The sequence below is a fragment of the Chthoniobacter flavus Ellin428 genome, from assembly GCF_000173075.1.
GTDB lineage: Bacteria > Verrucomicrobiota > Verrucomicrobiia > Chthoniobacterales > Chthoniobacteraceae > Chthoniobacter > Chthoniobacter flavus.
This window is the reverse complement of the sequence record NZ_ABVL01000024.1, coordinates 23,238-47,029: the sequence shown is the minus strand read 5'-3', so window position 1 is coordinate 47,029 and position 23,792 is coordinate 23,238. Positions and strand designations below refer to the sequence as shown.

General features: G+C 61.0%; 23 protein-coding genes and 1 pseudogene. 7 read left to right on the top strand and 17 right to left on the bottom strand.

The window, feature by feature from the left end:
- Positions 1-164 precede the first annotated feature (164 nt).
- Positions 165-3,179: a tetratricopeptide repeat protein gene (locus tag CFE428DRAFT_RS26350; protein WP_162145316.1), complete on the top strand. Its 3,015-nt coding sequence runs from the start codon at positions 165-167 to the stop codon at positions 3,177-3,179.
- A gap of 78 nt (positions 3,180-3,257) precedes the next feature.
- Here CFE428DRAFT_RS26350 and CFE428DRAFT_RS26345 read toward each other — a convergent pair whose 3' ends face one another.
- The gene (locus tag CFE428DRAFT_RS26345; protein WP_006982734.1) at positions 3,258-3,974 is read right to left on the bottom strand and encodes a hypothetical protein; all 717 of its coding nucleotides are present in this window, start codon (positions 3,972-3,974) and stop codon (positions 3,258-3,260) included.
- 6 nt (positions 3,975-3,980) lie between these two features.
- Positions 3,981-4,436 carry a hypothetical protein gene (locus tag CFE428DRAFT_RS26340; protein ID WP_006982733.1) on the bottom strand — a complete coding sequence of 152 codons (456 nt, stop codon included), beginning with the start codon at positions 4,434-4,436 and terminating at the stop codon, positions 3,981-3,983.
- A gap of 183 nt (positions 4,437-4,619) precedes the next feature.
- Here CFE428DRAFT_RS26340 and CFE428DRAFT_RS26335 point away from each other — a divergent pair, with 183 nt between their 5' ends.
- From CFE428DRAFT_RS26335 to CFE428DRAFT_RS26325, 3 genes are all read left to right on the top strand, one after another.
- A complete protein-coding gene (locus CFE428DRAFT_RS26335; RefSeq protein WP_006982732.1) occupies positions 4,620-5,651 on the top strand; it encodes a MinD/ParA family protein in 1,032 nt (343 codons plus the stop codon).
- 26 nt (positions 5,652-5,677) lie between these two features.
- On the top strand, positions 5,678-6,652 hold the full coding sequence (locus CFE428DRAFT_RS26330) for an ExeA family protein (protein WP_157447638.1): 975 nt from the start codon (positions 5,678-5,680) through the stop codon (positions 6,650-6,652).
- A gap of 351 nt (positions 6,653-7,003) precedes the next feature.
- Positions 7,004-8,440 carry a sulfatase family protein gene (locus CFE428DRAFT_RS26325; RefSeq protein ID WP_006982730.1) on the top strand — a complete coding sequence of 479 codons (1,437 nt, stop codon included), beginning with the start codon at positions 7,004-7,006 and terminating at the stop codon, positions 8,438-8,440.
- 6 nt (positions 8,441-8,446) lie between these two features.
- Here CFE428DRAFT_RS26325 and CFE428DRAFT_RS26320 read toward each other — a convergent pair whose 3' ends face one another.
- Complete coding sequence (locus tag CFE428DRAFT_RS26320; protein ID WP_006982729.1) at positions 8,447-8,761, bottom strand: winged helix-turn-helix transcriptional regulator; 315 nt, start codon at positions 8,759-8,761, stop codon at positions 8,447-8,449.
- 114 nt (positions 8,762-8,875) lie between these two features.
- On the opposite strand from CFE428DRAFT_RS26320, the gene CFE428DRAFT_RS26315 reads away from it, so the two are divergent.
- Entirely contained in the window at positions 8,876-9,535 is a 660-nt protein-coding gene (locus CFE428DRAFT_RS26315) for an NADPH-dependent F420 reductase (protein WP_006982728.1), read from the top strand.
- 40 nt (positions 9,536-9,575) lie between these two features.
- Here the strand turns inward: CFE428DRAFT_RS26315 and CFE428DRAFT_RS26310 are convergent, their stop codons facing one another.
- The 3 genes from CFE428DRAFT_RS26310 to CFE428DRAFT_RS26300 all read right to left on the bottom strand — a co-directional run bounded on the left by CFE428DRAFT_RS26310 (position 9,576) and on the right by CFE428DRAFT_RS26300 (position 13,550).
- The gene (locus tag CFE428DRAFT_RS26310; protein WP_006982727.1) at positions 9,576-10,586 is read right to left on the bottom strand and encodes an alpha/beta hydrolase; all 1,011 of its coding nucleotides are present in this window, start codon (positions 10,584-10,586) and stop codon (positions 9,576-9,578) included.
- Between the two features lie 77 nt (positions 10,587-10,663).
- On the bottom strand, positions 10,664-12,274 hold the full coding sequence (locus CFE428DRAFT_RS26305) for an ABC-F family ATP-binding cassette domain-containing protein (protein ID WP_006982726.1): 1,611 nt from the start codon (positions 12,272-12,274) through the stop codon (positions 10,664-10,666).
- Between the two features lie 316 nt (positions 12,275-12,590).
- On the bottom strand, positions 12,591-13,550 hold the full coding sequence (locus tag CFE428DRAFT_RS26300; RefSeq protein WP_006982725.1) for a YheT family hydrolase: 960 nt from the start codon (positions 13,548-13,550) through the stop codon (positions 12,591-12,593).
- 205 nt (positions 13,551-13,755) lie between these two features.
- Here CFE428DRAFT_RS26300 and CFE428DRAFT_RS26295 point away from each other — a divergent pair, with 205 nt between their 5' ends.
- On the top strand, positions 13,756-14,409 hold the full coding sequence (locus CFE428DRAFT_RS26295) for an NlpC/P60 family protein (protein WP_006982724.1): 654 nt from the start codon (positions 13,756-13,758) through the stop codon (positions 14,407-14,409).
- Here CFE428DRAFT_RS26295 and rlmN read toward each other — a convergent pair.
- The 8 genes and pseudogenes from rlmN to CFE428DRAFT_RS26260 all read right to left on the bottom strand — a co-directional run bounded on the left by rlmN (position 14,357) and on the right by CFE428DRAFT_RS26260 (position 20,270).
- Positions 14,357-15,460 carry a dual-specificity RNA methyltransferase RlmN gene (gene rlmN, locus CFE428DRAFT_RS26290; RefSeq protein ID WP_006982723.1) on the bottom strand — a complete coding sequence of 368 codons (1,104 nt, stop codon included), beginning with the start codon at positions 15,458-15,460 and terminating at the stop codon, positions 14,357-14,359. The genes CFE428DRAFT_RS26295 and rlmN overlap by 53 nt on opposite strands.
- Positions 15,461-15,579: 119 nt before the next feature.
- Positions 15,580-16,797 carry an ABC transporter permease gene (locus CFE428DRAFT_RS26285; RefSeq protein ID WP_006982722.1) on the bottom strand — a complete coding sequence of 406 codons (1,218 nt, stop codon included), beginning with the start codon at positions 16,795-16,797 and terminating at the stop codon, positions 15,580-15,582.
- Between the two features lie 40 nt (positions 16,798-16,837).
- Positions 16,838-16,882, bottom strand: a pseudogene (locus CFE428DRAFT_RS41580) (hypothetical protein); the annotation flags it as partial.
- A gap of 188 nt (positions 16,883-17,070) precedes the next feature.
- Positions 17,071-17,793, bottom strand: coding sequence for an ABC transporter ATP-binding protein (locus CFE428DRAFT_RS26275; protein WP_006982721.1), 723 nt, complete (start codon positions 17,791-17,793; stop codon positions 17,071-17,073).
- 46 nt (positions 17,794-17,839) lie between these two features.
- Entirely contained in the window at positions 17,840-18,925 is a 1,086-nt protein-coding gene (locus tag CFE428DRAFT_RS26270) for an efflux RND transporter periplasmic adaptor subunit (RefSeq protein WP_006982720.1), read from the bottom strand.
- Between the two features lie 213 nt (positions 18,926-19,138).
- Positions 19,139-19,261 (bottom strand): hypothetical protein, encoded by a 123-nt coding sequence (locus tag CFE428DRAFT_RS40630; RefSeq protein WP_006982719.1) that lies wholly within the window; start codon positions 19,259-19,261, stop codon positions 19,139-19,141.
- 115 nt (positions 19,262-19,376) lie between these two features.
- Complete coding sequence (locus CFE428DRAFT_RS26265) at positions 19,377-19,826, bottom strand: L,D-transpeptidase (protein ID WP_006982718.1); 450 nt, start codon at positions 19,824-19,826, stop codon at positions 19,377-19,379.
- A 63-nt stretch (positions 19,827-19,889) separates the two neighbouring features.
- Complete coding sequence (locus CFE428DRAFT_RS26260) at positions 19,890-20,270, bottom strand: hypothetical protein (protein WP_006982717.1); 381 nt, start codon at positions 20,268-20,270, stop codon at positions 19,890-19,892.
- A gap of 106 nt (positions 20,271-20,376) precedes the next feature.
- Between CFE428DRAFT_RS26260 and CFE428DRAFT_RS26255 the strand changes: the two genes are divergently transcribed.
- Positions 20,377-21,375, top strand: coding sequence for an aspartate-semialdehyde dehydrogenase (locus CFE428DRAFT_RS26255; RefSeq protein WP_006982716.1), 999 nt, complete (start codon positions 20,377-20,379; stop codon positions 21,373-21,375).
- Here the strand turns inward: CFE428DRAFT_RS26255 and CFE428DRAFT_RS26250 are convergent.
- The 3 genes from CFE428DRAFT_RS26250 to CFE428DRAFT_RS39185 form a co-directional block, all read right to left on the bottom strand.
- Positions 21,372-22,664, bottom strand: coding sequence for a choice-of-anchor tandem repeat GloVer-containing protein (locus tag CFE428DRAFT_RS26250; RefSeq protein WP_006982715.1), 1,293 nt, complete (start codon positions 22,662-22,664; stop codon positions 21,372-21,374). The genes CFE428DRAFT_RS26255 and CFE428DRAFT_RS26250 overlap by 4 nt on opposite strands.
- Before the next feature lie 90 nt (positions 22,665-22,754).
- Positions 22,755-23,213, bottom strand: coding sequence for an SGNH/GDSL hydrolase family protein (locus CFE428DRAFT_RS39190; protein ID WP_006982714.1), 459 nt, complete (start codon positions 23,211-23,213; stop codon positions 22,755-22,757).
- A complete protein-coding gene (locus CFE428DRAFT_RS39185) occupies positions 23,194-23,736 on the bottom strand; it encodes a GDSL-type esterase/lipase family protein (protein ID WP_202797506.1) in 543 nt (180 codons plus the stop codon). The genes CFE428DRAFT_RS39190 and CFE428DRAFT_RS39185 overlap by 20 nt, the downstream gene beginning before the upstream one ends.
- Between the last annotated feature and the right edge of the window lie 56 nt (positions 23,737-23,792).

Below are 23,792 nucleotides of genomic sequence, written 5' to 3'. Positions count from 1 at the left end.
ACGAAGGACAGCGCGGCGCGCCGTACCTACGGAGGGCCCTGCTGCATTCTCTCTTCGCTTGCCATTCGCGACCGTGAACGACAAAAGAAATCCGGAGGTTTGACCCGATGAAAAATGTATTTCCCGTTGCTGGATTGTTGGTGCTCACGTGCGTGTGTGCACCTTTGTCAGCTGCTGATTATCAAGGCGCCGATGCGATGTTGAAGAAGCTGGCCGAGCAACTTCAGAAGTCGCCGGATGCTGAAAAGCCAGCGGATCCGGTGGCGGAATTGCGCAAGAAGCTGGTGGATTTCGGCAAGCAAGCATCGACGTTGCCGCCCGAGCAAGCTGCCGCGCAATGGCTGGCCATGTATGATCTCTATGCGGCGTTGCCAGCCGAGGCGCTCAGAAGCCAGTACGTGACCAACTATCGAGACCAGTTGAGGACAGGATCGTTTTTCGAACAACTCCCGCCCGGGAGCGCGTGGGATGCATTGATCACCCGGCTCGAGACGCGGAAAACGGGCGATGCGTGGCGCGATCGAGGTTCGCAACTGCTGGCTTCCGTTCTGCGCGGCGACGCCGCCGCGAGTAGCCGGGTTTTGAAAGAGATTCGGGCGGCGATGGAAGATCCCAAGCAGGCCGCGGAGCGCCCAATGTTGGACGCCCAAATGCTAGACATGATGGAGGACTCGTTTGAAATCGCAGGAGGGAGTGATCAATGGGCCGCCGTCTTCGAAAAGCGGCTCGCGCAAATGGAAAAAGCCGGCCCGCTCTACGTTGGGGGTTCGATGATTACGCCGCCCCTGGTGAAGGCCGTGGGGCCGGAAAAGGCAGAGGCCCTCCTGCGGAGGGCGCTGGCGATCAAGGCCAGGCTGGTCGTGAATGATGAGGAAACGCATCGTCTGGCGGTGCGACTGGCTTTGCAGTCCATCGATCAGTTGCCCAGTCCCCAATGGACACTGGTGCGGAAGGTGGAGGACGCACGGCTTTACGAAGCCCTGGCGAAGCGGTTTCCAAGATCGGAGCCGCAGGACGCTTCGGATCAGGCGCGGGCGGCGACAGTGTATCTTGCCAGCCTGGTGGCGGAGAATCGGATCAAGGAGGCCGCTCAATTTGCGACCGATTCCCGTGGGATTCTGGTCAACTCGGTGGGGGGCGTGAATGGTTCGGTGATGGAAGAAGCCTCGCGTCAGAGCCTGTCCCGTCCGTTCAACGGCCTGCTGCGTGAGCTGCTCTCCAGCGATCCCTCGTTGCCATATTGGCACGATTACATCCAGCTTTCCGCTCAACTCGGTGATTCGGATAAGGCGCTCGCTTTGCTCCGCGAGATCGTCGCGCGTCCGAATCTCTCACTCGAAATCCGGGGAGCACTCAGGAGCCACTATGTCGATGCACTGCTGGCGGCGGATCAGGTGGAGGAAGGGGTGAAAGTCCTTCGGGAGAAGATTCAAGTGGAAGCGAAGGCGACCAACGCAGCGGAGAAAGACCTGGAGACCCAGTTGAAGGAGATGAGGAGCGATGGGAACCGCACGTTGCCATCGCCGCTAACGGTGCGATCCAAGTACGATGATCACTACCGGGTCCCGCTGCCGGATGCACTGGAAATGGATTGCTTGCATCTCGCCAGGTTGGGCCATCTGCTCGGGCAGCCGGAGTTAGTCGAGGAAGGACTCGCCGCGGCGATCGCGAACCTTGCCAAAGTGAGCGATTATCAAGAGGGCAGTTCGCTGGAGGACATTGGCCTGTTGATGCTGCAGACAGGACGTGGGCCTCAGGCGGAGAAGTTCGTGAGCGAGTTTCCGGTGCGGCCAGAATCGGGGACGAGCCAGCTGGCCTCCCTACTGGGCGATCGAACGGAAAAACTGGCGGTCATCTATCATCTGGCTGGCCGGCATGAGGATGTGTTCAAACTCCTCGAACAATCGCCTTACTGGGGGGCAGGTGATCTTTCCGGCCTGGACACGAATCATTTTGAGGTGCCGCTGCTTTTTGCCGCGGCCAAGGCGCTCGCGGTGACCGGGAAAAAGGAAGAGGCGCTGCGTGTCGTCAAGCGGCTGATCGAGAGTCGAGGCGGCTACGATCCTGCGTACGCTCTTTTTCTCGAACTGGGAGGCGATGGCCGGGAGGCGCAGCTCGATGCCTGGGCACGGCTCGATCGTTTCCAGGAGCGACCGCTCATCTGGAAGGCGAAACTGCAATTGGATGCGGGCCGGCTCGACGAAGCGGAAAGGACGGTGCGCGCGGCCATCGCGATCGACCCTTCCGACGGTGAGGAAGGCAAAGGCGACCGCATGCGGGCCTATGCGGTGTTAGGCGACATTTTGGAAAAGAAAGGCGACGCGGCGCAGGCGAAGATCATGCGCGGGGCGGTCGAGGCGATACGCCTTTCCGAAAATGCCGACGACTGGTGGCAGGCTGGGCTGCTGCAGCGCGCGGTGAAGATGTACGAGGAAGCACTCGAACATTTTGCGGATGCCTATTGCATCCAGTCGCGGCTGGCCTTGCGCTACAGCGAACTCGGGGACCTGGCCAGGGCGGAGGAGCACTACCGGCGCGCCTTTGAGCTGATGCCGGAGAGCTTCGGCCGCATCGAGAGCCATTGCTTCGGCTGCGAGGGAACATTTTCCAACCAGCGCGCCCAAGACATCGCGGAGCGGGTCTTCACGCAGCTGGCCGCCGCTCCTGGTGCCAGACCCCAGGTCTTTTATTTGCTCGGGTATCTTCGCGAAGAGGAGGGAAGATATGAGGAGGCAGTGGAGCAGTTTCGCCAGGCTGTGCAACTCGATCCCGATTACTTCAACGCGTGGAAACATCTCCTCGATGCGGCGGGTCGGAGCGAACACGCCCAAGCGGATATCGAGAAGGCGACGCTGGCGCTGCTCCGGCTCGATCCAGCGATGAAGCATGACAATGTAAATTTCAGCGGAATTCGCAATCTACGGGTGCTGTGGGACGCCATCCTTGCGGCGGAAAAGGCCCGTCCGGTCCGGGAGTTCGGGCCGATCTTCCGGTTGCCACAAGCTGCGCTGGCCATGGAGCAGCGTCAAAAAGCGATGATAGCAATGGGGCAGGGAGAGACGGCTGGGATGAATCAGGAAATGCCGGGGCCGGGAAAAAATCTGCGTGAGGAGTTCCACCGCAATCAGGCACTGAATGGTTTGGACGGCCTTCTCGAGTTGATAAACCGGCGGCCGTGAGGTTGAACTCTCAGCTCGCTTTGCCCGGTGTCTGTGCTGCTGCCGTGCAGTTCAGTGGCCATCTGCCATTGGCCATTCCTACGCTGCAGCTATCGGTGGCAGCATCAGCGCCATCGCCGTCTTCTCGGTCGAATCGCTGAGCGGCGTTCGGTCGAGGACGGGGATCGTTTCGAACCCGGCGGCCTTGAGCGCGAGGTAAGTGTCGGCCGCTTCCTTGGCCACCGGCAGTTCCGGCACGGCGAGCGAGAGACCTGCGGCGGCGGTGTTGCGCGGCATTTCGTCCGGACCGAGAACCGTCCAACCCGCGCGCTCGAAGATCGACTTGAACCAGTCGGCGTGCGCGCGCGCCGCGAGATCCCCGGCGGGAGTGCGGATGGTGATCGCTTGCGAGCGGACCGTGCCGAGATTGTGCACGAGGGCGTTGCCCTGCTCGGGCGAAAAATCAGGACCGCGACCGGGCGTGGCGCCGATCCACATGAATTTGCGCTGCGGCGAATTCGTGGCGGCGATGCGCCCGGCGGCCATGGCGTCGCGCAAAGTGGCTTCGAGCGCTTCCACGCGTGCTTCGAGTGATTCGATGCGGCTGCGCGTTTCCGCCGCGGTCGTATCCACCACGGGCGCGGGTAGGGGAAGCGGTTCGGGCTCCGGCCCGAGCGTGCTTTCGATGCAGATGACCTCACGGCATTTCGGACACTGCACCCGCCGGCGACGCGCTGATGGGGAAGCTTTGATTCCCGCGCCGCAAGCAGGGCACACCGTCTCATTGGCGTCGAGCGGGGTGGACCTTTTGACCATGTCAGGCTATGCCGCGGCCTCGGGGTTGCCGGTTTCCATTCCTCGCAAAAATTCGATTTCCTCGACGCTCAACGTCGGAGCCACGGCACCCGCCGGCGCGCGTCGCGAGCCGTGACGGCTTCGGTCGCCGAACTCGGCGAGGAGCGGCGAGGCGGGCACATTCGACCAGCGCGGGATACCGGTGCGCGAGTTGCATTCAGGGCAATTCGCCTCGCGACCTTCATCGCGCGCATCGGCGTGCAATACGGCGCCGCAGGCGGTGCACTGAAATTTGAGCAGCAATTCCAACACCTCGGGCGGGAAGACGGGCGGATACGCGGCGACATTTCCCGGTCCATGGGCGGGCCTCGGCACGGGGACATGCCGCGTGCAGGATGGACACTTCACCAAGTCGTAATGCGACTCGGAGGAAGTCTGCAGCGCGGTCCCGCAAAGGACGCAATAAAAATGGACGTCAGGCATGAGGTGGTGTGAAAGCCCGAGGAGAGGCTCACGAAAAAGAACCTTCCATTGAGCTTGACTGTGCGAAACTGGCAGCCCATTACTGGTAGTCAAGCTGAAAACCTTACCACCATATCTTGTGGTTTTCGTTCGAAAGGTTTATTCCGCGCGCCTCCGGCGGTCCTGATCCCATCCCGCACCCCCATGAGCATTTCCACGCAATCCATTCTTGAGACTGGTGCCAATGGCATGCCTTCCGCTCCCGAGCCCTCCCAGCTCCAGTTCATCGAGCGGACGTTCAGCGATTTCCTCGCGGAGCGCCCGTCGGACGATGAACGGATTCGCGCCTGGCGCCGTGACCTGATGCTGTGGGTGCACCAGCGCATTTTCCATTTCCGCGATTCGGTGGCGGAGGTCCGCTCGGAATTGAATGCGACCTTCCGCCGCACGCGGACGATCGCGGTGACCAGTGGCAAGGGTGGGGTGGGGAAGACGACCTTCTCGGTGAATTTCGCCATCGCCTGCGCGCAGCTCGGGCGGCGAGTCTTGCTTTTCGATGCCGATTTTGGGATGGCGAATGTGCACATCTACGCGGGCGTGAATCCGAAGGCGACCCTGCTCGATGTCGTCGATGGGCGCGCCGGTTTCAGCGACGTCATGGTTCCCGGTCCCGGTGGCATTCAGATGATTTGCGGCACTTCGGGCGCGAGCCGTTTGTCGGATCTGAATCTGCTGGCCATTGAATCGCTCGGCCAGCAACTGCTGCGCGCGGCGGCGGATTTCGATGTGCTGATCATCGACACCGCGGCGGGCATCTCCGCGGCCGTCACCCATTTTCTCAATCTCGCGCAGGACTCCATCGTGCTGGCCACACCAGCGCTCGCCTCCACGCTCGATGCCTATGGCGTCATCAAGCTCGCGTATGAAACACGGCTCACGACGCGTATGCATCTGCTCGTGAACCAGGCCGATGGTGAGCAGGAAGCCGGCCGCGTGCGCGAACGCATCGCCGGTTGTGCCGAGCGTTACTTGAATACCTCGGTGCATACGCTTGGTTTTCTCCGGCGCGATCCGGCGTTCGAGCGTTCGGCGCAAAGCCGGCGGCCGCTCCTCCTCGGCGATCCCGAGAACGCGAATGCGAAATGCATCGCCGCGATCGCCGCTCAATTTCTCGAAGTTGACCAATCCGTTCGCACCGCGGCCTGCGAGCCGGAGCCCAGTTGCGCGGCCGCGTGATGACCGAAGTCACCCCCATCCAGCCCATGGACCCACAAGCCCAGTCCCTCGAACCGAATCTTCCTCCAGCGCCTTTCCCGCCCGCTGTCGCCACGGAGGAGGCTGATATCGATGCTTTCATGAACCTGATGGGCAGCCTGCCGCCGTCGGCCCCGCCGCCCGCACCGGAGATCGTGCCCTTCGCGCCCGCGGGCAATTTCGTGACCTTCTACGGCATGAAGGAAAACCCCTTCGCCGACGCGGTGCACCCGGATTTCTTTTTCCGCACGGACAGCCATTCACAGGCTTTTCGCAGCATGACGCTCGCGGTGGAATTCCGCGCCTCGCTGGGCATGACGACTGGCCCGAGCGGCACAGGCAAGACGCTGGTCAGCCAGCTGCTGTTGCAGCAATTCGACGATCCGAAATATCGCGTGGTGCTCGTGTTGGTCACGCCGGGGCTAAGCAAGACCGGGCTGTTGCGCGAGATTTTGTCGGAGCTCGATCTGCCGCTGCCGGTGGGTGTGCCGCGCGTGCAGGACCTGGTGAAGCAGTTGAGCAATCACATTATCGAATTGCACGAGCAAGGGCAGCGGCTGCTCATCATCGTCGATGAATGCCATCTGCTTTCCGCGGATTGCCTGCACATGGTGCGGACGATCAGCAATATCGAGACGCCGCAGGAGAAGTTGGTGACCTGCCTGCTCTTCGGCGAGTCGCGGATTCTGAACCGGCTCGATCACCCGAGCTATGCGTCGCTGAACAATCGCATCTATATGCGCAGCGAATTGCATCCGCTCACGCCGCCGGAAGTGGCGCAATACATCAAATACCGTCTGCTCACCGCGGGCCGGCTCGATGCGCTCTTCACCGATGCGGCGCTGAATGCAGTGCACGAGCTTTCTGCCGGCATTTGCCGCAACGTGAACAAGCTGGCCATGCTCAGCCTCATCGAGGCCGCCGACCAGCGCGCGTCCATGGTCGACGAAACGCTCGTGCGGACGGCTGGTCGCCGGATGTAATGGCGACACCCGAAGAGCCACGCCCGCAACCGGCGGGGAAATCAAAGACCGACCTGCGTCGCGGGCAATTCACACCGGGGATGGCGCGCCCTAAAAAAGAAGTCGTATCGCGTGGAGGAGAGGGAACATCGTTGGATGAGCAGGCCATGCTCTTTGAAGAGGAGCGCGGCGAAGGGACGTGAGTGAAATTCGAAAACGCGAACGACGGACGCTGGCGTACGCTGTCGCGGGCCCCAGTGGTCACTGATCCCGGCTGCAACGCAGCCGCGTTATCATCACATTTTTAGCTAAGGAAGCTCGTCGAGATCACATTACTCGGCGAACCCCTCGAAGCGTCGCCGTTCTTCCCCCATGAAACTCTCGCAGCTCCTCGTTGCCGTATTTGCCATCTGCTATCTGCCATTCGTGCGGGGCGCCGATGCCAAGCCCAATATTGTCATCCTGCTCGCCGACGATTTGCGGGCCGACGGTCTCGCCAGCCTCGGGCACCCGGTGGTGAAGACGCCCAATGTGGATTCGCTGGTCTCCACCGGGTTCATTTTCCACCGCGCCTACACCATGGGTTCAATGGAAGGCGCCGTCTGTCTGCCGAGCCGCACCATGCTGCTGACGGGCATGTCGATGTTCCATGCAATGAAAGCCGTGCCGCGTGGCAAGGGGCCGATCGCGCCGGATGACACGCCGGATACCTATTCGTTTCCGCGTGCGATGAAGGCGGCGGGATATGCGACGCTGCACACGGGCAAGAATGACAATTCGCCGAAGCTGGTGACCGCGGAATTCGACGAGACCTACGATCCGGGCGAATCGATGGCCTGTGCGGACAAGGCGATCGAATTCATCAAGCGCACCGCGGGCACCAAGCCAATGTGTCTCTACATCGCGCCGCACGAACCGCACGATCCGCAATACGCCACGCCGGATTTCTATGCGCACTACAACCCGGAGGACGTGCCGCTGCCCAAGGCCTTCGCGCCCTTTCACACCTTCGACAATGGCGACATCAAGGTGCGCGATGAGATGACGCTGCCGTGGCCGCGCACGAAGGAAAATCTCGGAAAGAAACTCGCGCGTTATTATGCGTCGACGGAATACTGGGATGCGGCGATGGGGCGGATCGTCCAGGCGTTGCGCGATGCGGGACAATTCGAGAATACGATCTTCATCATTGCCGGCGACAACGGGCTGTCCCTGGGCGAGCACGGCTTGCTCGGCAAACAGAACCTCTACGAATTTGGCGGTATGCACGTGCCACTCATCGTCGCGGGCAAGGGGATTCCGAAAGGCGAGACGCGGGCCACGGTTTATCTAATGGATGTTTTCCCGACGCTCTGCGAGTTGACGGGCACGCCGATCCCGAAGCGCGTCGAAGGCCTGAGCCTCGCGCCAGTCATTCACGGAAAGAAAGCGCGGGTGCGGGAGTACCTGTTCAACGCCTACAAGACGTGCCAGCGTTCGATCAGTGATGACCGCTGGAAGCTCATCCGCTACCCGCTCATCAACCGAACCCAACTCTTCGATCTCGCGCATGACCCCCATGAGGAAGTCGATCTCAACGACCAACCGGAACATGAAAAGAAGGTGAAGGCGTTGCTGGCCAAACTCGCGCAGTTGCAGAAGCAGTACGAAGACCCGTATCCGCTCCACGTCGACAAGCCCCAACCCGGAGCGTGGTCGCCGGCGCTCCTCACCCCGCAAGATCTCGCCGCCCAGGCGAAGGAGACGGAAGTGACTTTCTCGCCACCGCCTTACTTGAGCACGCTGAAGAAGAAGGCGGCTGGGAAGTAGCGAGCATCACCGCTTGCCAGCCATGTGCTTCTCGCCCCACTTGCACAGCTCGCGCATGACCGGCCGCAGCGTGCGGCCGTAGGGCGTGAGGGAATACTCGACTTTTGGCGGGACGACTTGGTGGACCTTGCGCGCGACGATGCCGTCACGCTCCAGTTCGCGCAATTGCTGGGTGAGCATCTTCTGCGTGGCGTCGGGCATTTCCTTGCGCAGCTCGCCAAAGCGCCGCGTGCCTTCCATGAGGTAATAGATGATCACGGGTTTCCACTTGCCGCCGATGATGTTCAAGGCGGCGCGGACGGAGCATTCGGCGGGGTTCATGGTTTCCAAAGGGGGACTAGGGCACAAAATAGTGCCTACTTGTCGAAATCACTGCAAGGCGTAGAAAGCAGGTCGCGCCATCGCAAAAGACTCAACCCTATCCAAAGAGACCTTATGAAAATCGCAGTTCTCGGCACCGGCATGGTTGGCAATACACTGGCCACCAAACTCGTTCAACTTGGCCACCAGATCATGGTCGGCTCACGCACCGCCAATAGCAGCGCGGGACAGGAATGGCTCCGCTCAGTCGGCGGCAAAGGCCAGATCGGCACCTTCGCGGATACCGCGGCGTTTGGAGAAATCGTTCTCGATTGCACCAATGGGGCAAATTCCATCGAAGCCCTGCGCCAGGCCGGTGCGGCGAATCTGCGCGGCAAGGTGCTCATCCAAGTCGGCAACCCGCTCGATTTCTCGAAAGGCATGCCGCCCACACTGACCGTGTGCAACACCGATTCCCTCGGCGAACAGACGCAGCACGAATTCCCGGATGTCCGTGTGGTGAAGGCGCTGAACACGGTGAACTGCGACGTGATGGTCAACCCTTCGAGCGTGCCCGGAGAGCATGAACTCCTCATCTGCGGCAACGACGCCGGAGCAAAAGCCCAAGTGGCCGGCTGGCTGAGCGAATGGTTTGGCTGGAAGCCGGAGAGCATTATCGACCTTGGCGACATCTCGAACTCCCGTGGCACGGAGATGTTCCTCGCGCTTTGGGTGCGGCTATGGGGGAAATTCGGAACGCCGCATTTCAACATCCACTTCGCGCGCGGGAAGTAAGAAAAGGGCCAGGAGCCAAGTAACGGTTCCATTGCGGGAATCACTTGGCTCTTGTTACCTGGCTCTTGGCACTCTCCTGGTTCTTCGGGCCGTCGGCCGGGACTGGTTCTGTGCTGATCTCCGCCGGGATGCCGCGTAGATACATGTCCACGAATTGGTCCACGCGGCGCTGGACTTCCGTGTTGCTCACCGAACCGTGACCACCGCCGGTGATCGGGATGAGCAGCGATTTGACACCGGCTTTTTGCAACGCGGCGTGCAAGGCCTCGGAATTGGCGTACGCCACGCGATCGTCCTTCGTGCCTTGCGCAATGAAGAAAGGCGGGTCGTCGGGACTGACCCAGGTGAGCGGTGATGCGGCGACGGCTTCGTCATGCTTTTCTTCATAGGTGCCGCCCAGCAATCCGACCACTGCCAGGTCCTTGACGATGGGATGGCCGAGTCGGTCGAACATCAGCGGTTTGGTGAGATCTTCCGGCCCGCAGAGATCCACGACGCACGTCACGCGACTGCTTTCGTTGGTCCATTCGCCGAGGTTGCCCTCCAGCTCCTTTACTCCGCCACTCGTGCCGAGGAGGGAGGCGAGATGTCCGCCTGCGGAATTGCCGGCGATGGCGATCTTGTCGGGATCGAGATGGTATTGTTTGGCATGGCCGCGAATCCAGCGGATCGCCGCCTTGCAGTCATGGATTTGCGCTGGCCAGGATGCTTCGCCGGTCAGCCGGTAACCGATAGAGACCCCGGCGTATTCGCCGTCCTGCACACGGCGGATAAGGCCCGCGAAGCCGCCGATTCGGTGGCCAGCGAGCCAGCCACCGCCGTGCAGATACGCGATCACCGGCAGAGGCTTGTCGCTCTTGCGCTGCTTTGGCAGGTAGAGATCCACGCACTGCATGGGGTTATCGTTGCCAGCGTAGGGTTGGTCGAAGTGCACTTCGACGCCGTGACGCTCGGCGCTGGCCTCGGCGGCTTTGCGCAGACCGGCCACGTCGGTGGTGGGCGCGCCGAAGGCGATCAGCGGCGCGAGCAGGAGGAAACAGGCGAGTTTCATTGGGGGAAACGCGAGCGGGTGTTTTGAGCGCTCTTGAGGAGATAACTAGCAGCGGAGACTTCGCTTAGAGTCTGTGTCTATCCCGCGGTGAGCGCGGCGCGCTCGTTGCCGAGGGCATTGGTCTTTTCCAGGAAGTAATCGTAGCCGCCGGGATAGCCGCGGACGGCGCCGGCGTTGACGTGCAGAACCTTGGTGGCGAGCTTGCGGATGAAATGCACGTCGTGGCTGATGAAGACCAGCGTGCCCTGGTAGCTCTCGAGCGCGAGAATGAGCGACTCGACGGTGTGGATGTCGAGATGCGTCGTCGGTTCGTCCATGAGGAGCAGGTTCGGCGGATCGACGAGAAACTTGATGAGGTTGAGCCGCGTCTTCTCTCCGCCGCTGAGGACGCCGGTCTTTTTGTAGATCTCATCCTTGCGGAAGAGGAATGAGCCGAGGATGGCGCGTGCTTCGTTTTCGCTGAGCGTGCCGTTGGCATCCATCACTTCCTGCAGCACGGTCTTGTTGGGATCGAGGGTGGCGGCGCGATGTTGTGAGAAGTAACCGATCTTGGCGTTGAGGCCGGCTTTGCGTTCGCCTTTTTGGAATTCAAGCACCCCGGCGAGAATCTTGAGCAGCGTGGATTTGCCGGCGCCGTTCGGGCCGACGAGCACAGTGCGCTCGCCGCGCTCGATGTCGAGATCGAGCCCCTTGTAGACGACGTTGTTGCCATACGCCATGTGAATGCCGCTGAGCGACATGACGAGCGCACCGCTGCGCGGCGGCTGGGGAATTTGAAACCGGAACGGCTTGCGCGGCGGGAGCGGCTTTTCAATGAGCTCCATGCGCTCGATTTCCTTGAGCTTGCTCTGGGCCTGCGCGGCCTTCGATGCCACGGACCGGAAGCGATCTGCAAATTCCTGCAGTTCCGCGATGCGCTTCTGCTGGTTCTTGTAAGCGGCGGACTGCTGCTCGTAGCGCTCTTCCTTTTGCCGGAGGAAGTCGGCGTAGTTCCCCGTGTAACTCAGCAGTTTGCGCTCGTGGATTTCGTAAACCGTCTGGACGATTTCATCCATGAACTGGCGATCGTGCGAGATGAGCAGGACCGCGCCGGAGTAGTTCTTGAGATAATTCTGCAGCCAGAGGAGCGAGATCAGGTCGAGATGGTTGGTCGGCTCGTCGAGCATGAGAAGATCGGGCTCCATCACGAGCAGACGCGCGAGGTGGGCGCGCATGATCCAGCCGCCGCTGAGTTCGCGCGCCGGTTTGTTGAAATTCTCGTCGCGGTAGCCGAGTCCGGCGAGCATGCGCTTGGCCTTGGCGTCGACTTGCGGATCGCTCAGCGCCTCGTGCTTGGCGTGGGCCTCGAGATACTCGGGGCTGGAAACGTCGCCGGTCTGCTCGAGCTCATGCAGGCGCTTTTCCAGCGCGGGCACTTCGCCGGCCCGGCCGGTGGCGACATCGAGCGCGGTCTCGTCGCCGACGGCTTCCGCTTCCTGCGGCAGATAGCCGATCATCGTCCATTCATCGCGTTCCACGCCACCAGCATCGGGCTCCTCGCGCTTGAGGATGATATTGAAGAGAGTCGACTTTCCGGCGCCGTTCGGGCCGACGAGGGCGACGCGCTCGCCGTAGTTCACCTGCAGGTCGGCTTCTTCGAAGAGCACACGGCCGCCGAGGGATTTCTTGAGTTCGCGAATGGTGAGCATGGAAATGACGAATGACGAATGACGAAACTTGAGCCGCCCTAGCGATTGGCATGCTTTGGCGGGCGCTTTGGTTAGCCGCGAATGGCCCGTTGCGCCAGCGAATCGTTTGACTGCTTTTGGCCCGACGGCCTTTTTACCTTGTCATGCCCCGAAAAAGAAGCAGCACCGGCAGAAATTTCCGACACGGACCCAGACAGACGACGAAACTGAGCCAGCGGCCGAGGACTCGTGCACGGTGCAGTGCGGTGAATAGGCGCAGAATGGCGGTGATATATAGGTTTTAACTACGTATGTTTACGTAAACTAGCCGTTAAGTTCAGCGAACGTGTTCGCGGAGAAACTCCGCGACGCGGCGTTCGGACCACGGCTGCAGACCATTTCGAAGATCGAGGAAGCCGACATGGCCGCCGGACTCCGGCGCTTCGAGGAAGAAGTGAGGATTCGCTTCAGCTTCGGGCCAGGGATAGGCCTCAGGCGCGAGGAAGGGATCGTTGCGTGGCTGGAGGAGGAGCGTGGGGACGGTGATCTTCGAGAGGAACTGCCGGGCGCTGGAACGGGTCCAGTAATCGGCCGCATCGCGGAAGCCGTGCATCGGGCCGGTGAAGCGGTCGTCGAATTCCTGGAATGAGCGCAAGTGGCGCGCACCCGTGGAGTCGACGACGTCGGGGAAGAGCGCGGCCTTGGCCTCGATCTTGTCCACGAGTGAGACGATAAAGCGGCGCAGGTAGATGCGATTGCTGCGTTTCTCGTCGAGCTTGCGCGCGCAGGCGGCGAGATCGATCGGCGCACAGACGGCCGCGCTCGCGCGAATACTGGCGTGCGGCGGAGCTTCGCCGAGATATTTCAGGACGACGTTGCCGCCGAGACTGAAGCCGACGAGGGCCAGCGTGGAGTAGTCCCTGGTCGCACGAGTGATGACGGTGCGCAGGTCTTCGGTCTCGCCGCTGTGATAGGCGCGTGGCAGGCGATTCGGTTCGCCGCTACAGCCGCGAAAATTGTAGGCCAGTGAATCCCAACCCGCTTTCGCCAACTCCGCCGTTATCCCGCGAATGTAGTTTTGCGTGGAGCTGCCCTCGAGTCCGTGGGCGAGAATGACGAGACGATTGCCATTTCCGCGCAGCCAGTCGAGATCGAGGAAATCGCCATCGGGCAATTCCAGTCGCTCGCGAACGAACGCCGTGCGGAGGCGGCGTGGCAACAGGACTGGGAGGATGGTTTGCACGTGGCCATTGCGCAGGAAGAATGGGGCGTGAAAGGCGGAGGGGACGATGGGCATCGACGAAATAGTGGGAAGCCGCTGTCGCGACGTGCTTCACCCAAGCTGAAATCGGCGCCGATCAGCAACGAGAATTCCAACGGCCATTTCAAGAGGCGCCGATTTATGCTGGACTGAGTCGGCTGGATAAACACCAGCGGCGTGCCTGTTGAGTGTTTTTACGCATTCGGCATATTTCCTGCCTTCATCCTTCGTGAGTAACCCAATGACTGCATTGCGCCTTTCTTCCTTCCTCGTTCTCGCTCTCCTGCTCGCCGGCCTGACCGGCTGTGAATCGCCCCACTACACTTACCATTATGTGCCGGGGAGGACCGCGATCATCCGGGGCGGTTACGCCTTTGCGCCGCCGGGTGCGCCCGAGAGAGTGGAGAGAGCGATCGAGGCGGGGAATCGCATCGTCGGATTGCCCTACCGCTGGGGCGGTGGGCATGGTTGCTCGGTCGATACCGGGTATGATTGCTCGGGTTCTGCGTCCTTTGTCCTGCGAGAGGCGGGGCTGCTGGATGGCTGCATGGTTTCAAAAGATTTCCGCGGCTACGGCAAATCAGGCGAAGGAGACTGGATCGACGTGTACGCGAAAAATGGCCACGTGTTCCTCGCGGTGGCGGGAGTGCGATTCGACACTGGTTGGACGGATGGAAATCAAGGACCGCAATGGACGACGGTGGATCGGCCGGCGAATGGGTGCGTCGTGCGGCATCCGGGAGGGGGCTGTAAAGGCTTCGCCAACATCCAACATCGAACGCCCAACATCGAACATTCCATGGGGCAAGCGCGTGGCGGAACGTTGGCGTTCCGCAGCGGCTTCATTGGACGTTGGATGTTACTCCGGCCGATGTTCGGCCTTTCTCCACCCTGAGTTGTCCGCAGCCCGCTGCAACGTCGATGCCGCGGCGCTGACGAACGGTGGAGGGAATGTTGGCGGCCTTCAAGGTGTGCTGGAATTCGTTCGCCGCCGCACTGGCACTTGCGGTGCCGGCGAAGCCGCCGGTGGGATTGAGCGGGATGAGATTGACGTGGGCATCGATACCCGCGAGGAGCGCAGCGAGCCTGGCGGCTTGCGCCGGCGAATCGTTCTGGCCGGCGATGAGCGTCCATTCGAAGAAGATGCGGCGGCCGGTTTTGGCACCATAGGTGCGGCAGGCGGCGATGAGTTCGGCCAGCGACCAGCGGCGACTGGCCGGGACGAGTGCGGAGCGCTCTTCTTCGCTGGCACCATGCAGGCTCACCGCGAGATGATATGGGCGCTGCTCCTCGGCGAGACGCAGAATGCCGGGAACGACGCCAACGGTGCTGATGGTGATGTGGCCGGGACCGATATTGAGTCCGCGCCGATCGGAGATGATCTCCAGCGCAGTCATCACGGAATCGTAATTGTGCAACGGTTCGCCCATGCCCATGAGCACGAGATTGCGCAAGCCGGGTTCGCTGCGCGCCAGGAGAGTGCGTTGGGCGTGCAGGACTTGCGCGACGATCTCGCCCGGGCGCAGGTGCCGCGTAAAGCCCATCTGGCCCGTGGCGCAAAAAACACAGCCCATGGCGCAACCCGCCTGGGTGCTGACGCAAGCGGTGTAGCGACCGCGATAGCTCATGAGCACGGTCTCGATGGTCTGGGCATCGGCCAGGCGCAGGAGAAACTTGCGGGTCAGGCCATCCGTGCTGGCGGTGTCGGCAACGAGTTCCGGCACATCGACCGGCAACCGGGCTGTGGCGGCATCCAGCCAGCGGCGGAGCGGGGGAAGAAATTCGGAGCGCCGTGCGAGATCTGTGGCGCCCTCACGATAAAGCGCGCGCCACAGGGCGTGGGTGTGCACGGGGGAAAGGCCGTCCATTTCCTGCGCCAGAGCGGGGAAGGGAAGGTCGGTCAGGGTCGGATAGTTGATAGTTGAGAGTTGATGGTTGAGAGCCATCGCTGGTGTGCGCGGACGGTGCTCGCAAACGAAGCGGGAGCAACGTGAGTTTCGGCCGGTGACTTTCGCTTACTTGACGTGGCTATCAACTATCAACTCTCAACTATCCACTCCCTGCGCTACCCGTAGCGCAGCGCCTCGATGGGATCCAGGCGGCTCGCTTTCCACGCCGGATATAACCCGCTGAGGACGCCGATGACCACGGCGAAGCCGAAGCTGATGAGCACGTTGTCGAGTTCCACCACCGGGGCGTTTTTGCCCGGTGAGATGTAGATGAGCAGTTTCATCATGGCCGCGCTGGCGATGAGGCCGAGCAGCCCGCCGATGAAACCGATGACCGCGCTCTCGACGACGATTTGCACGAAAATGTCCCGCGCCTTGGCGCCGACCGCACGACGTACGCCGATCTCGCGAATGCGTTCGGTAATGCTGGCGAGCATGATGTTCATGATTCCAATGCCGCCCACGAGCAGAGAAATGCCGGCGATGAGGCCGCCGCTCATGCGTGTCTCGTGGATATTTTGCTCGATTGCGTCGAACATCTCCTCGCGAGTGGAGAAGGCGAAATCCTCCACGGTGCGGTGCGTCTCCGTCAGGATGCGGCGTACCTGGGCGAGTGCCTCTTGAAAACGATTGATGTCGGCGACCTGGAAGGTCAGGGCATCGAGTTTCAGGTTCGGTCCTTGATCGACGCCACCCACCACGCTGGCGCTCTTGAACTCAAACATCATGGTGCTGATCGGGATGATGATGGTGGAGTTCTTGGCGAGGAAGGGGATGTTGCCCAGGGGAGTGGAGCGGGAAGAACGGCCGCTCCTTTTCTTGGCCGGCGTGGGTGTGGGAGTGGCCTTGGCATTGGCCTTTTCCTGGGCGAGTTGGCGCCGGCGCTTGTCCTGTTCGCGCTCGTAAAATTCGAAAACCCCGACGACCGTAAACGGCCGATTGTTCAGCAGGATTGTCTCGCCGATGGGATTGTAATTGGGGAACTCCGGCCAGAGGCGGTCGACGATGACCTTGCCGATGACGCAGACACGCTTGGCCTCCTCGAGATCGAGGTCGCAAAGATTGCGGCCGACGGCGACGTTGTGCTTGTTGATCTCGACGTAGGAAGGCCAGCAGCCGTCCACCGAGCCACGGATCGTAATGGGACCACGGTGAATCGCGCAGCCGCCCAGGGTGGAAACCGGGGTCACACTCGAGATGAGCGGGGCGGATCGCTCGATGCTCTCGGCGTCCTTGACGGTGCGGCCTGGTGAGGTATCCGCGAAAAGCTGCTGCTCCTCCGGAGGCTCTTGGGGGATGACGCTCACTTGTTCGATGCCACCCACCTGTTGCATGTATTTCGCGCATGCCCTTGGCGATGCCGGCGGTGAGGGAGAACATGGAAAGGAGCGAGGCGACGCCGAGAATGACGCCGAGCATCGTGAGGATGCTGCGAAATTTGTGAGCCCAGATTTCCTTGAAGCCGACGAGCAGGCCGAGCCAGAGGTTTCATCGGGAATGCAGAATGGGAAGTGCGGAGTGCGGAATGGCCGGGGTTCCGATCTCGTCGGTGAACTGAACGGTGCGCGCTAAATTAAATTGCGCATTTCGCGTTCCGAATTCCGCAATCATTTCGTGGGGGTGAGTTGCGCCTGGCCGCTGAGCAGGGGATCCATGGATTCCGAGTCCACGATTTTGCCGTCACGGATTTCGATGCGGCGCGGGGTTTGCGCGGCAATTTTGGCATCGTGGGTGACGAGCACGATGGTGCAGCCGCCGGTGCTGAGTTCGCGGAAGAGCTGGAGGATATTGGCGCCGGTCCGTGAGTCGAGATTGCCCGTCGGTTCGTCGGCGAAGATAATTCTCGGATTGTTCACCAGTGCGCGGGCGATGGCCACGCGTTGCATCTGGCCGCCGCTAAGCTGGAGCGGCGTATTCTTGACCCGGTTTTGGAGTTCCACGCGTTCGATCGCCACCATCGCGCGCTCGCGGCGCTCGCGGGCGGAGACACCGGCATAGATCATGGGCAGCTCCACGTTTTGCAGGACGGTCAGCTTGGGCAGCAGATTGAAGCTCTGGAAGACGAAACCGATTTTTTGATTTCGCATTTCGCTCAGCTTGTTGCCACTGGCGCGGCTCACGTCGATGCCATCGATGAGCATCGTGCCCGAGGTCGGCGTATCGAGACAGCCGAGCAAGTGCATGAGCGTGGACTTGCCGCTGCCGCTAGGGCCGATGATCGCGGCGTATTCGCCCTGGTCGATGGTGAGATCGATCCCATCGAGCGCGAGGATTTCCTGCTCGCCGATCTTGTAGCGTTTGACGACGTCAATGAGTTCGATCAGCGGCATGGGGAAAAATTGCCGGAGAAGCCTGCTTCCACAATGAACCCGCCGATCACGAACGCTTCGGGACTTTGTCCGGTTCGACGAGCAGAATCTCCTCGCCTTCGCTCACGCCTTGCAGGATTTGGGCGTGATCGATGTTGGTGACGCCGATTTTGACCTCGCGTTTCTCGGTCGTCTCGCCCTTGCGCACATAAACGATCTTCTTATTGCCGTCGCCCTTGAAGACGGCGGAAATCGGCACGCTGAGCGCATCGTCCGCACGTGCGATGGGCACCGTCATATTGACCGTCATCCCCGGCCGCAGCCGCGGATTCGGCTTTTCGATCATGGCCTGCACATCGAAACCTTTGACGTTGTTCGTGATGGTGGCCACGGGGGCGATGAAGGAAATCGTGGCTTCCATCTCCAGGTCTTTCAGCGATTCGGCGCGGAGCTTCACGGGCTGGCTGAGCTCGAGTCGAGCGACGTCCACCTGGTTGATATGCGTCTGGACGAGCAGTTTCCGCAGGTCGGCAATGGTCATGAGCGTAGTGCCACTGTTCACGCTCGCGGCGGCGATGATGACCTGTCCTTCGACCACCGGAACGGTGAGCACGGTGCCATCCCCCGACGCCACCACTCTGGCGAAGTGCAATTGGTCGTCAACCTGTTGCAACTTCTTCTGCGCTTTGACGAGGTCGTTTTGGGCGATTTCGTACTCGGCGGTGGTGTTGTCGAAAACCTCCTGGCTCACGAGCTTTTGGTGGAAAAGATCGCGTGACCGCTCGTAATTCTTCTTCGCCTTTTCCATGGCGAGTTTGGCGCCCTCGATCTCCGTGTTGGCGCTGTCCCGATCCGTGAGCAAAACGCTGTCGTCGATTTCGGCGAGGAGATCGCCCTTCTTCACTGTCTGCCCGGGAAGCACGTGCAGCTTTTTCACCTTGCCGCCAACCTCGGCCTTCACGTCGAGTTGGGTCACCGGCATTACGTCACCGCTCACTTCGACGCTGAAGTCGATGTCGCGCTTTTCGGCCTTGGAAACGAACTTGTCAGGCATTTCCTGGTCGTTTTGATGCGAGAACAGTTTGTCTTTACCGACGTACAAACCGCCGCCGACAAGACCGAGGGCAACGAGTAACAGGATGATTTTCTTCATGAAAGGGGAGGGGGCGCCAGTTCGGCGGGACGGGAACTACACTGGAAACCCGGCTACGCACTCAGTCGCCTCACGTAGAAAAGCCGAGTTTCTGCCATTTCTTAGCCGCAATGATGATTTCAGTTCCCGCCTCTTTTTCGGCATGCAAAAAGCCAGGCCGGCATGGAGCCAGCCTGGCTTCTTGTAAAGGAAGTCCCCTCGGTTGAAGAGGCCTTACTTCCGGTAACCGGTCGAAGCGGTCGTCGAAGTAGAGCTCGTCGACGCGGTGGTCTTGCTGGCGCAAGCGCCGAGGCTCAGGGCCATTGCGGCGAGCGCGATAATAGCGATGTATTTCATGATAAGTAGTTTTCCCCTCCTTTCTTGCCAGTGGGCATAGGGCGGCGATGTTCGTTGTTTGCCGGGACAAGACAACGTTTTTTTCGGCACGCCTACATTTCGTGAGTGGAACGCCCTATGGTTGTATCTCCACCGTCGTGCCCGCCGGGACGCGATCGTAAAGGTCGATGACGTCGAGATTGTTCATGCGCACGCAGCCAAAACTGGCCGGAATGCCGAGGCGCGATTCCGCGTTGGTCCCGTGGATGTAAATGTAGCGGTCGTGCGTGTTCTTGTTGTCGTCGTCCAGACCATCGAGCCACAGGATGCGCGTCTGCACGTGATCGTGATCGTCGCCTTCCTGGCCGATTTTTCCGGTCGGCACGCGGCTCACGAAAATTTCTCCTGGAGGGGCTCCGTCGCCGATTTTTTCCACGATGCGAAAGCGTCCGGTCGGCGTCTTGAAGCTGCCGGGTTCAGTGCCGAGGCCGTGGCGGGAGGTCGAAATAGCGTAGCAGCGGATCGTTTCGCCGGCATCATCGAGCAGGTCGAGCGTTTGCGAGGGGACGTGGACACGGATGTGCATGGATGCCGGGAACTATAGCGCCTCGGCTGTTTTCGCCAAGGCGGCGAAACGGAAGCCGGCCTTTCACGATGGAAGCAACTCCGCTGGCAGTTCTTCCGCCTCCTGCACCGCTTCATTTTCACCGCCGTCGGCACCGAGCGGCCAAAGTTGAAAGCCCCCTTTCACGGTTGGTCGAATCTCCCACGTGCCCCAGATCCCTTTGCCCTCCCGAAATCCTTGGTAAAAGACGTTGTGGGCGGCGACGTAGGTTTTCGTCCAAAAACACTCCCTGGCTGCGGCATCGTAGCGGCCGGCAACAATGAACGATCCCACGCTGTCGGTGCCTTCTCCAGTGACCCGGCCGTGCTCGAAGGTAAAGTGCACGTTCGTTCGCCACTTTCCGGGGAGGTGGGAATAGGTAAAAAAGCCGGTCCACGGCCCCGATGGGAACTCGCCGTCGCTCATGCAGCGTACCCTACGTGAAGTCCGGGTCTTTTAAAAGGATGACGCAACTTCCTCTTCTCCGGATTTGCATTGCGCGGGCGAGGCTATACAGTTCGCGGCCTTTTTTATGAGCAAGAATCTACATGTCGCGATCGTCGGAGCCACCGGAGCGGTGGGTGTTGAAATGATCAAGACGCTTGAGAAACGCAATTTTCCCGTCGGTAAACTGACCCTGCTGGCCTCCGCGCGCTCGGTGGGTAAAACCCTGCCGTTCCGCGGCAGCGACATACCGATCACGGAGCTCAAGGAAGATTCCTTTGCCGGGGTGGACGTCGCGCTCTTCAGCGCCGGTGGCGGCATCTCGAAGCAATACGCGCCGCATGCCGTGCAGGCGGGCGCGGTGGTGGTGGACAATTCCAGCGCTTATCGCATGGACCCCGATGTGCCGCTCGTCGTTCCGGAGATCAATGCCGCCGACATCAAGAAGAGCCGCGGCATCATCGCCAACCCGAACTGCACCACGGCTATCACCCTCATGGCGCTATTTCCGTTGCACCAGGAGTTCCGCGTGAAGCGCATTTTCGCCTCCAGCTACCAGGCCGTGAGTGGCACCGGGGCGCAGGCCATCGAAGAGCTGCGCGCGCAGGTGCATGCTGTTACTGCCGGCCAGCCGGTGGAGAAAAAAGTCTATCCGCACCAGATCGCTTTTAACGTGCTGCCGCACGTCGATTCCTTCCTCGAGACCGGTTACACGAAGGAAGAGATGAAGATGCAGAACGAAGGCCGCCGCATCATGCATCACCCGACCTTCAAGGCTTCGGTAACCTGCGTGCGCGTGCCGGTCTACCGGGCGCACAGCGTGGCGGTGAATGCCGAGTTCGAGCGTCCCGTGTCGCTGAAAGACGCGCGCGAAGTGCTCTCGCAAGCGCCCGGCCTCGAACTGGTGGACGATCCCGCCAAGGCCGAGTACCCGCTCCCGCTCTACGTCGCCGAACAGGACGACTGCCAGGTCGGACGTCTGCGCCTCGACTGCGCGCTGGACAACGGCCTCGCCTTCTGGGTCGCCGGCGATCAGCTCCTCAAGGGCGCCGCGCTCAATGCGGTGCAGATCGCGGAGTTGATCTAACGTCTGGCTTCCTGCCTGCGTCGGCGAAGGCCAGCCATCAGCAGCGCGCCATAGGCGATGAGTCCGGCGCTGGCTGGTTCGGGGGCTGGAATAGCCACGGAGAAAACCGTGCCGTCGTTGCTGGTGCCGCCGGTTCTCGTCATTCCATACAGAACGCTTCCGTCGGGCGAAACGGTCACGCTGCCCTCGGGGTCATTCCCGTCGCCCGGTTGGCCAGTGAAACTGCTGAGAAGGGTGAAGTCGGAACCATCGAGGTTCATTTCAAAGACAGTCCCGTCGGTGTTTGCCCCACCGCCGGAAGTGGTGCCGAAAAGTTTTGTCCCCAGAAGGGTGAGCGAACCGTCCGGGAAGGTGCCTCCTTTGCCGCTGAAATTATGCAGCTGTGTGAAGTCGGAACCGTCGAGATTCATGCTGAAGGCGAGACCTCCGACGGAGGGGCCACCGCCCGGCATCAGGCCGTAGAGTTGGGAGCCCACCAAGAGCAAGGAACCCAGCGGGCCGCTACCGTCTATCGCTCTGGTGAAGCTGTGCAGGACGGTGAAGCCTGAGCCATCGAGATTCATGCCGAAAACGATGCCGTTGTTGGCCGAACCGCCTTGGAAGGCCATTCCGTAGAGCATCGAACCGGAAATGGCGAGCGTGCCATCGCGAGGTGAGACGCCACTGGTGGCGCCACCGGTAAAGGAATACAGCGTGGTATAGCCGGATCCGTCGGGATTCATGCTGAAAATGGTCCCTTTGCTGCCGATGCCGCCGAGCGATGTCATGCCATAGAGTTTGGAACCCGAGGGTGTCATGGAACCTACGGGGAAGTCTCCGTCGCTGCTGCCACCAGTCCCGAAATTGTGCAGGATGGTAAAGCCACTCCCGTCCAGATTCATCACGTAGGCTGCGCCCGCTCCGAAGGAGCCGCCTGCCTTTGTCATTCCATAGATCTGCGAACCAATGATGGAAAGGGCGCCGGTTGGTTCGGACCCATCTGTCGTGGCTCCCGAAAAGGTCCGCAACAAAGTGAAGTTCGAACCATCGGTATTCACGCTGAAAAGAACGCCGTCGGAATTGCTGCCGCCTTGGGGCGTAGCCCCATACAGGGTCGAACCGGAAAGGGTCAGCACTTGCGCCACCGGGAGCGCTCCATCGCCGGTTCCGGTAAAGCTATGCAGAACGGTGTCCTGGCCGTGAGCGAAAGGCCCGCAGCTGATGGATAAAGCGGCAGCAGCTAGAATGAATCGCCGATTACCTTTGAAGTACGGATGGGGGCCGGACTGGCGAGCCGTGGTGGGGAACATGACGATCGCTTGATGTTTGAACCCACATGCTGCGATTGCAATGTTCGCCAGGTCAAGTACGCACCTTCGCGTAGTTGACGAGACGTGATCTTATTGGAGATGCAATTCGGCGACCGCCGCGCGGATTTTCGTCTCCAGTTCCGCAGCCTTCGCTTTGGCTTCCGGCAACGGCAGGCCGGGATTCACGCCGGGGCGCTTGTGGCCGATGTCGCTCAGCCAGGCGTCGCCGAGGACATGGACATGCTGATGCACGAGCTTCAGCAGTTCGGCGCCTTTGGGATTCGCCGCGAGATCGGTCTGGAATTTCTTCCACCATACGGCGTCTTGTGGGACAAGGGCGGCGATGAGTTGATCGGCGATCAGGGCGTGGCCTTCCGCATTCGGGTGGATGCCGTCCTTGGCGAAGATGAAATCGGGATTGGTCTTCCGCTGCGCTTCAATGAAGGCATTCATCGGGCCGTGGATGTCGATGACGCGCCAGCCTTTGGAGCGTTGATCGAGCAGCCACTCGGAATAGTGGTCGAGCACTTCATTGTAGCCGCCGAGCATCGACGCGGGCTGCTTGCCATCCCGGGCCCGGTGTGGGACGCGCGGTGAGCGGGTGAAAGGTCGGCGGGGTGAGGTGAATGATCTGTGCGCCGGCGGCAGTGACCTTGTCGTGCAGCCAATTCATGCCTTCGCGGAATTTCGCGAAGCGCGATTCATCGAGCGGCAGATAGATGCCGTCGTTCATGCCGTAGCAGGCGAAGACGAGATCCGGCTTGGTCTTCGGCAGCGCGCGGTCGAGCCGCTCGTGCAAATCGGGGCGCGGAAATTTTCCGCCCGCATGCCCTTCCTCCGACAGGCCGGAAACCGTCTCGCTGGAGAGCCCGATGTCGATGACCTCGAACTTCCGCTCCGGATGCCGCGCGAAAAGATAGAGTTCGAAATCCTCCACATATCCACCGCCATGCGTGATGCTATCGCCGAGGAAGACGATGCGCTTTACGCCGGGAAGAAAGTCATCCGCAGCGCGGAGCGGCCACGCACAAAGGGAAAGAAGCAGAACGAGGAGCAGGGGGAGGGAACGCATGATGTGCATCCAATGATGGATTGGGCGTCGAGTGCAAGCAGGCGGTGAGCAGCCGG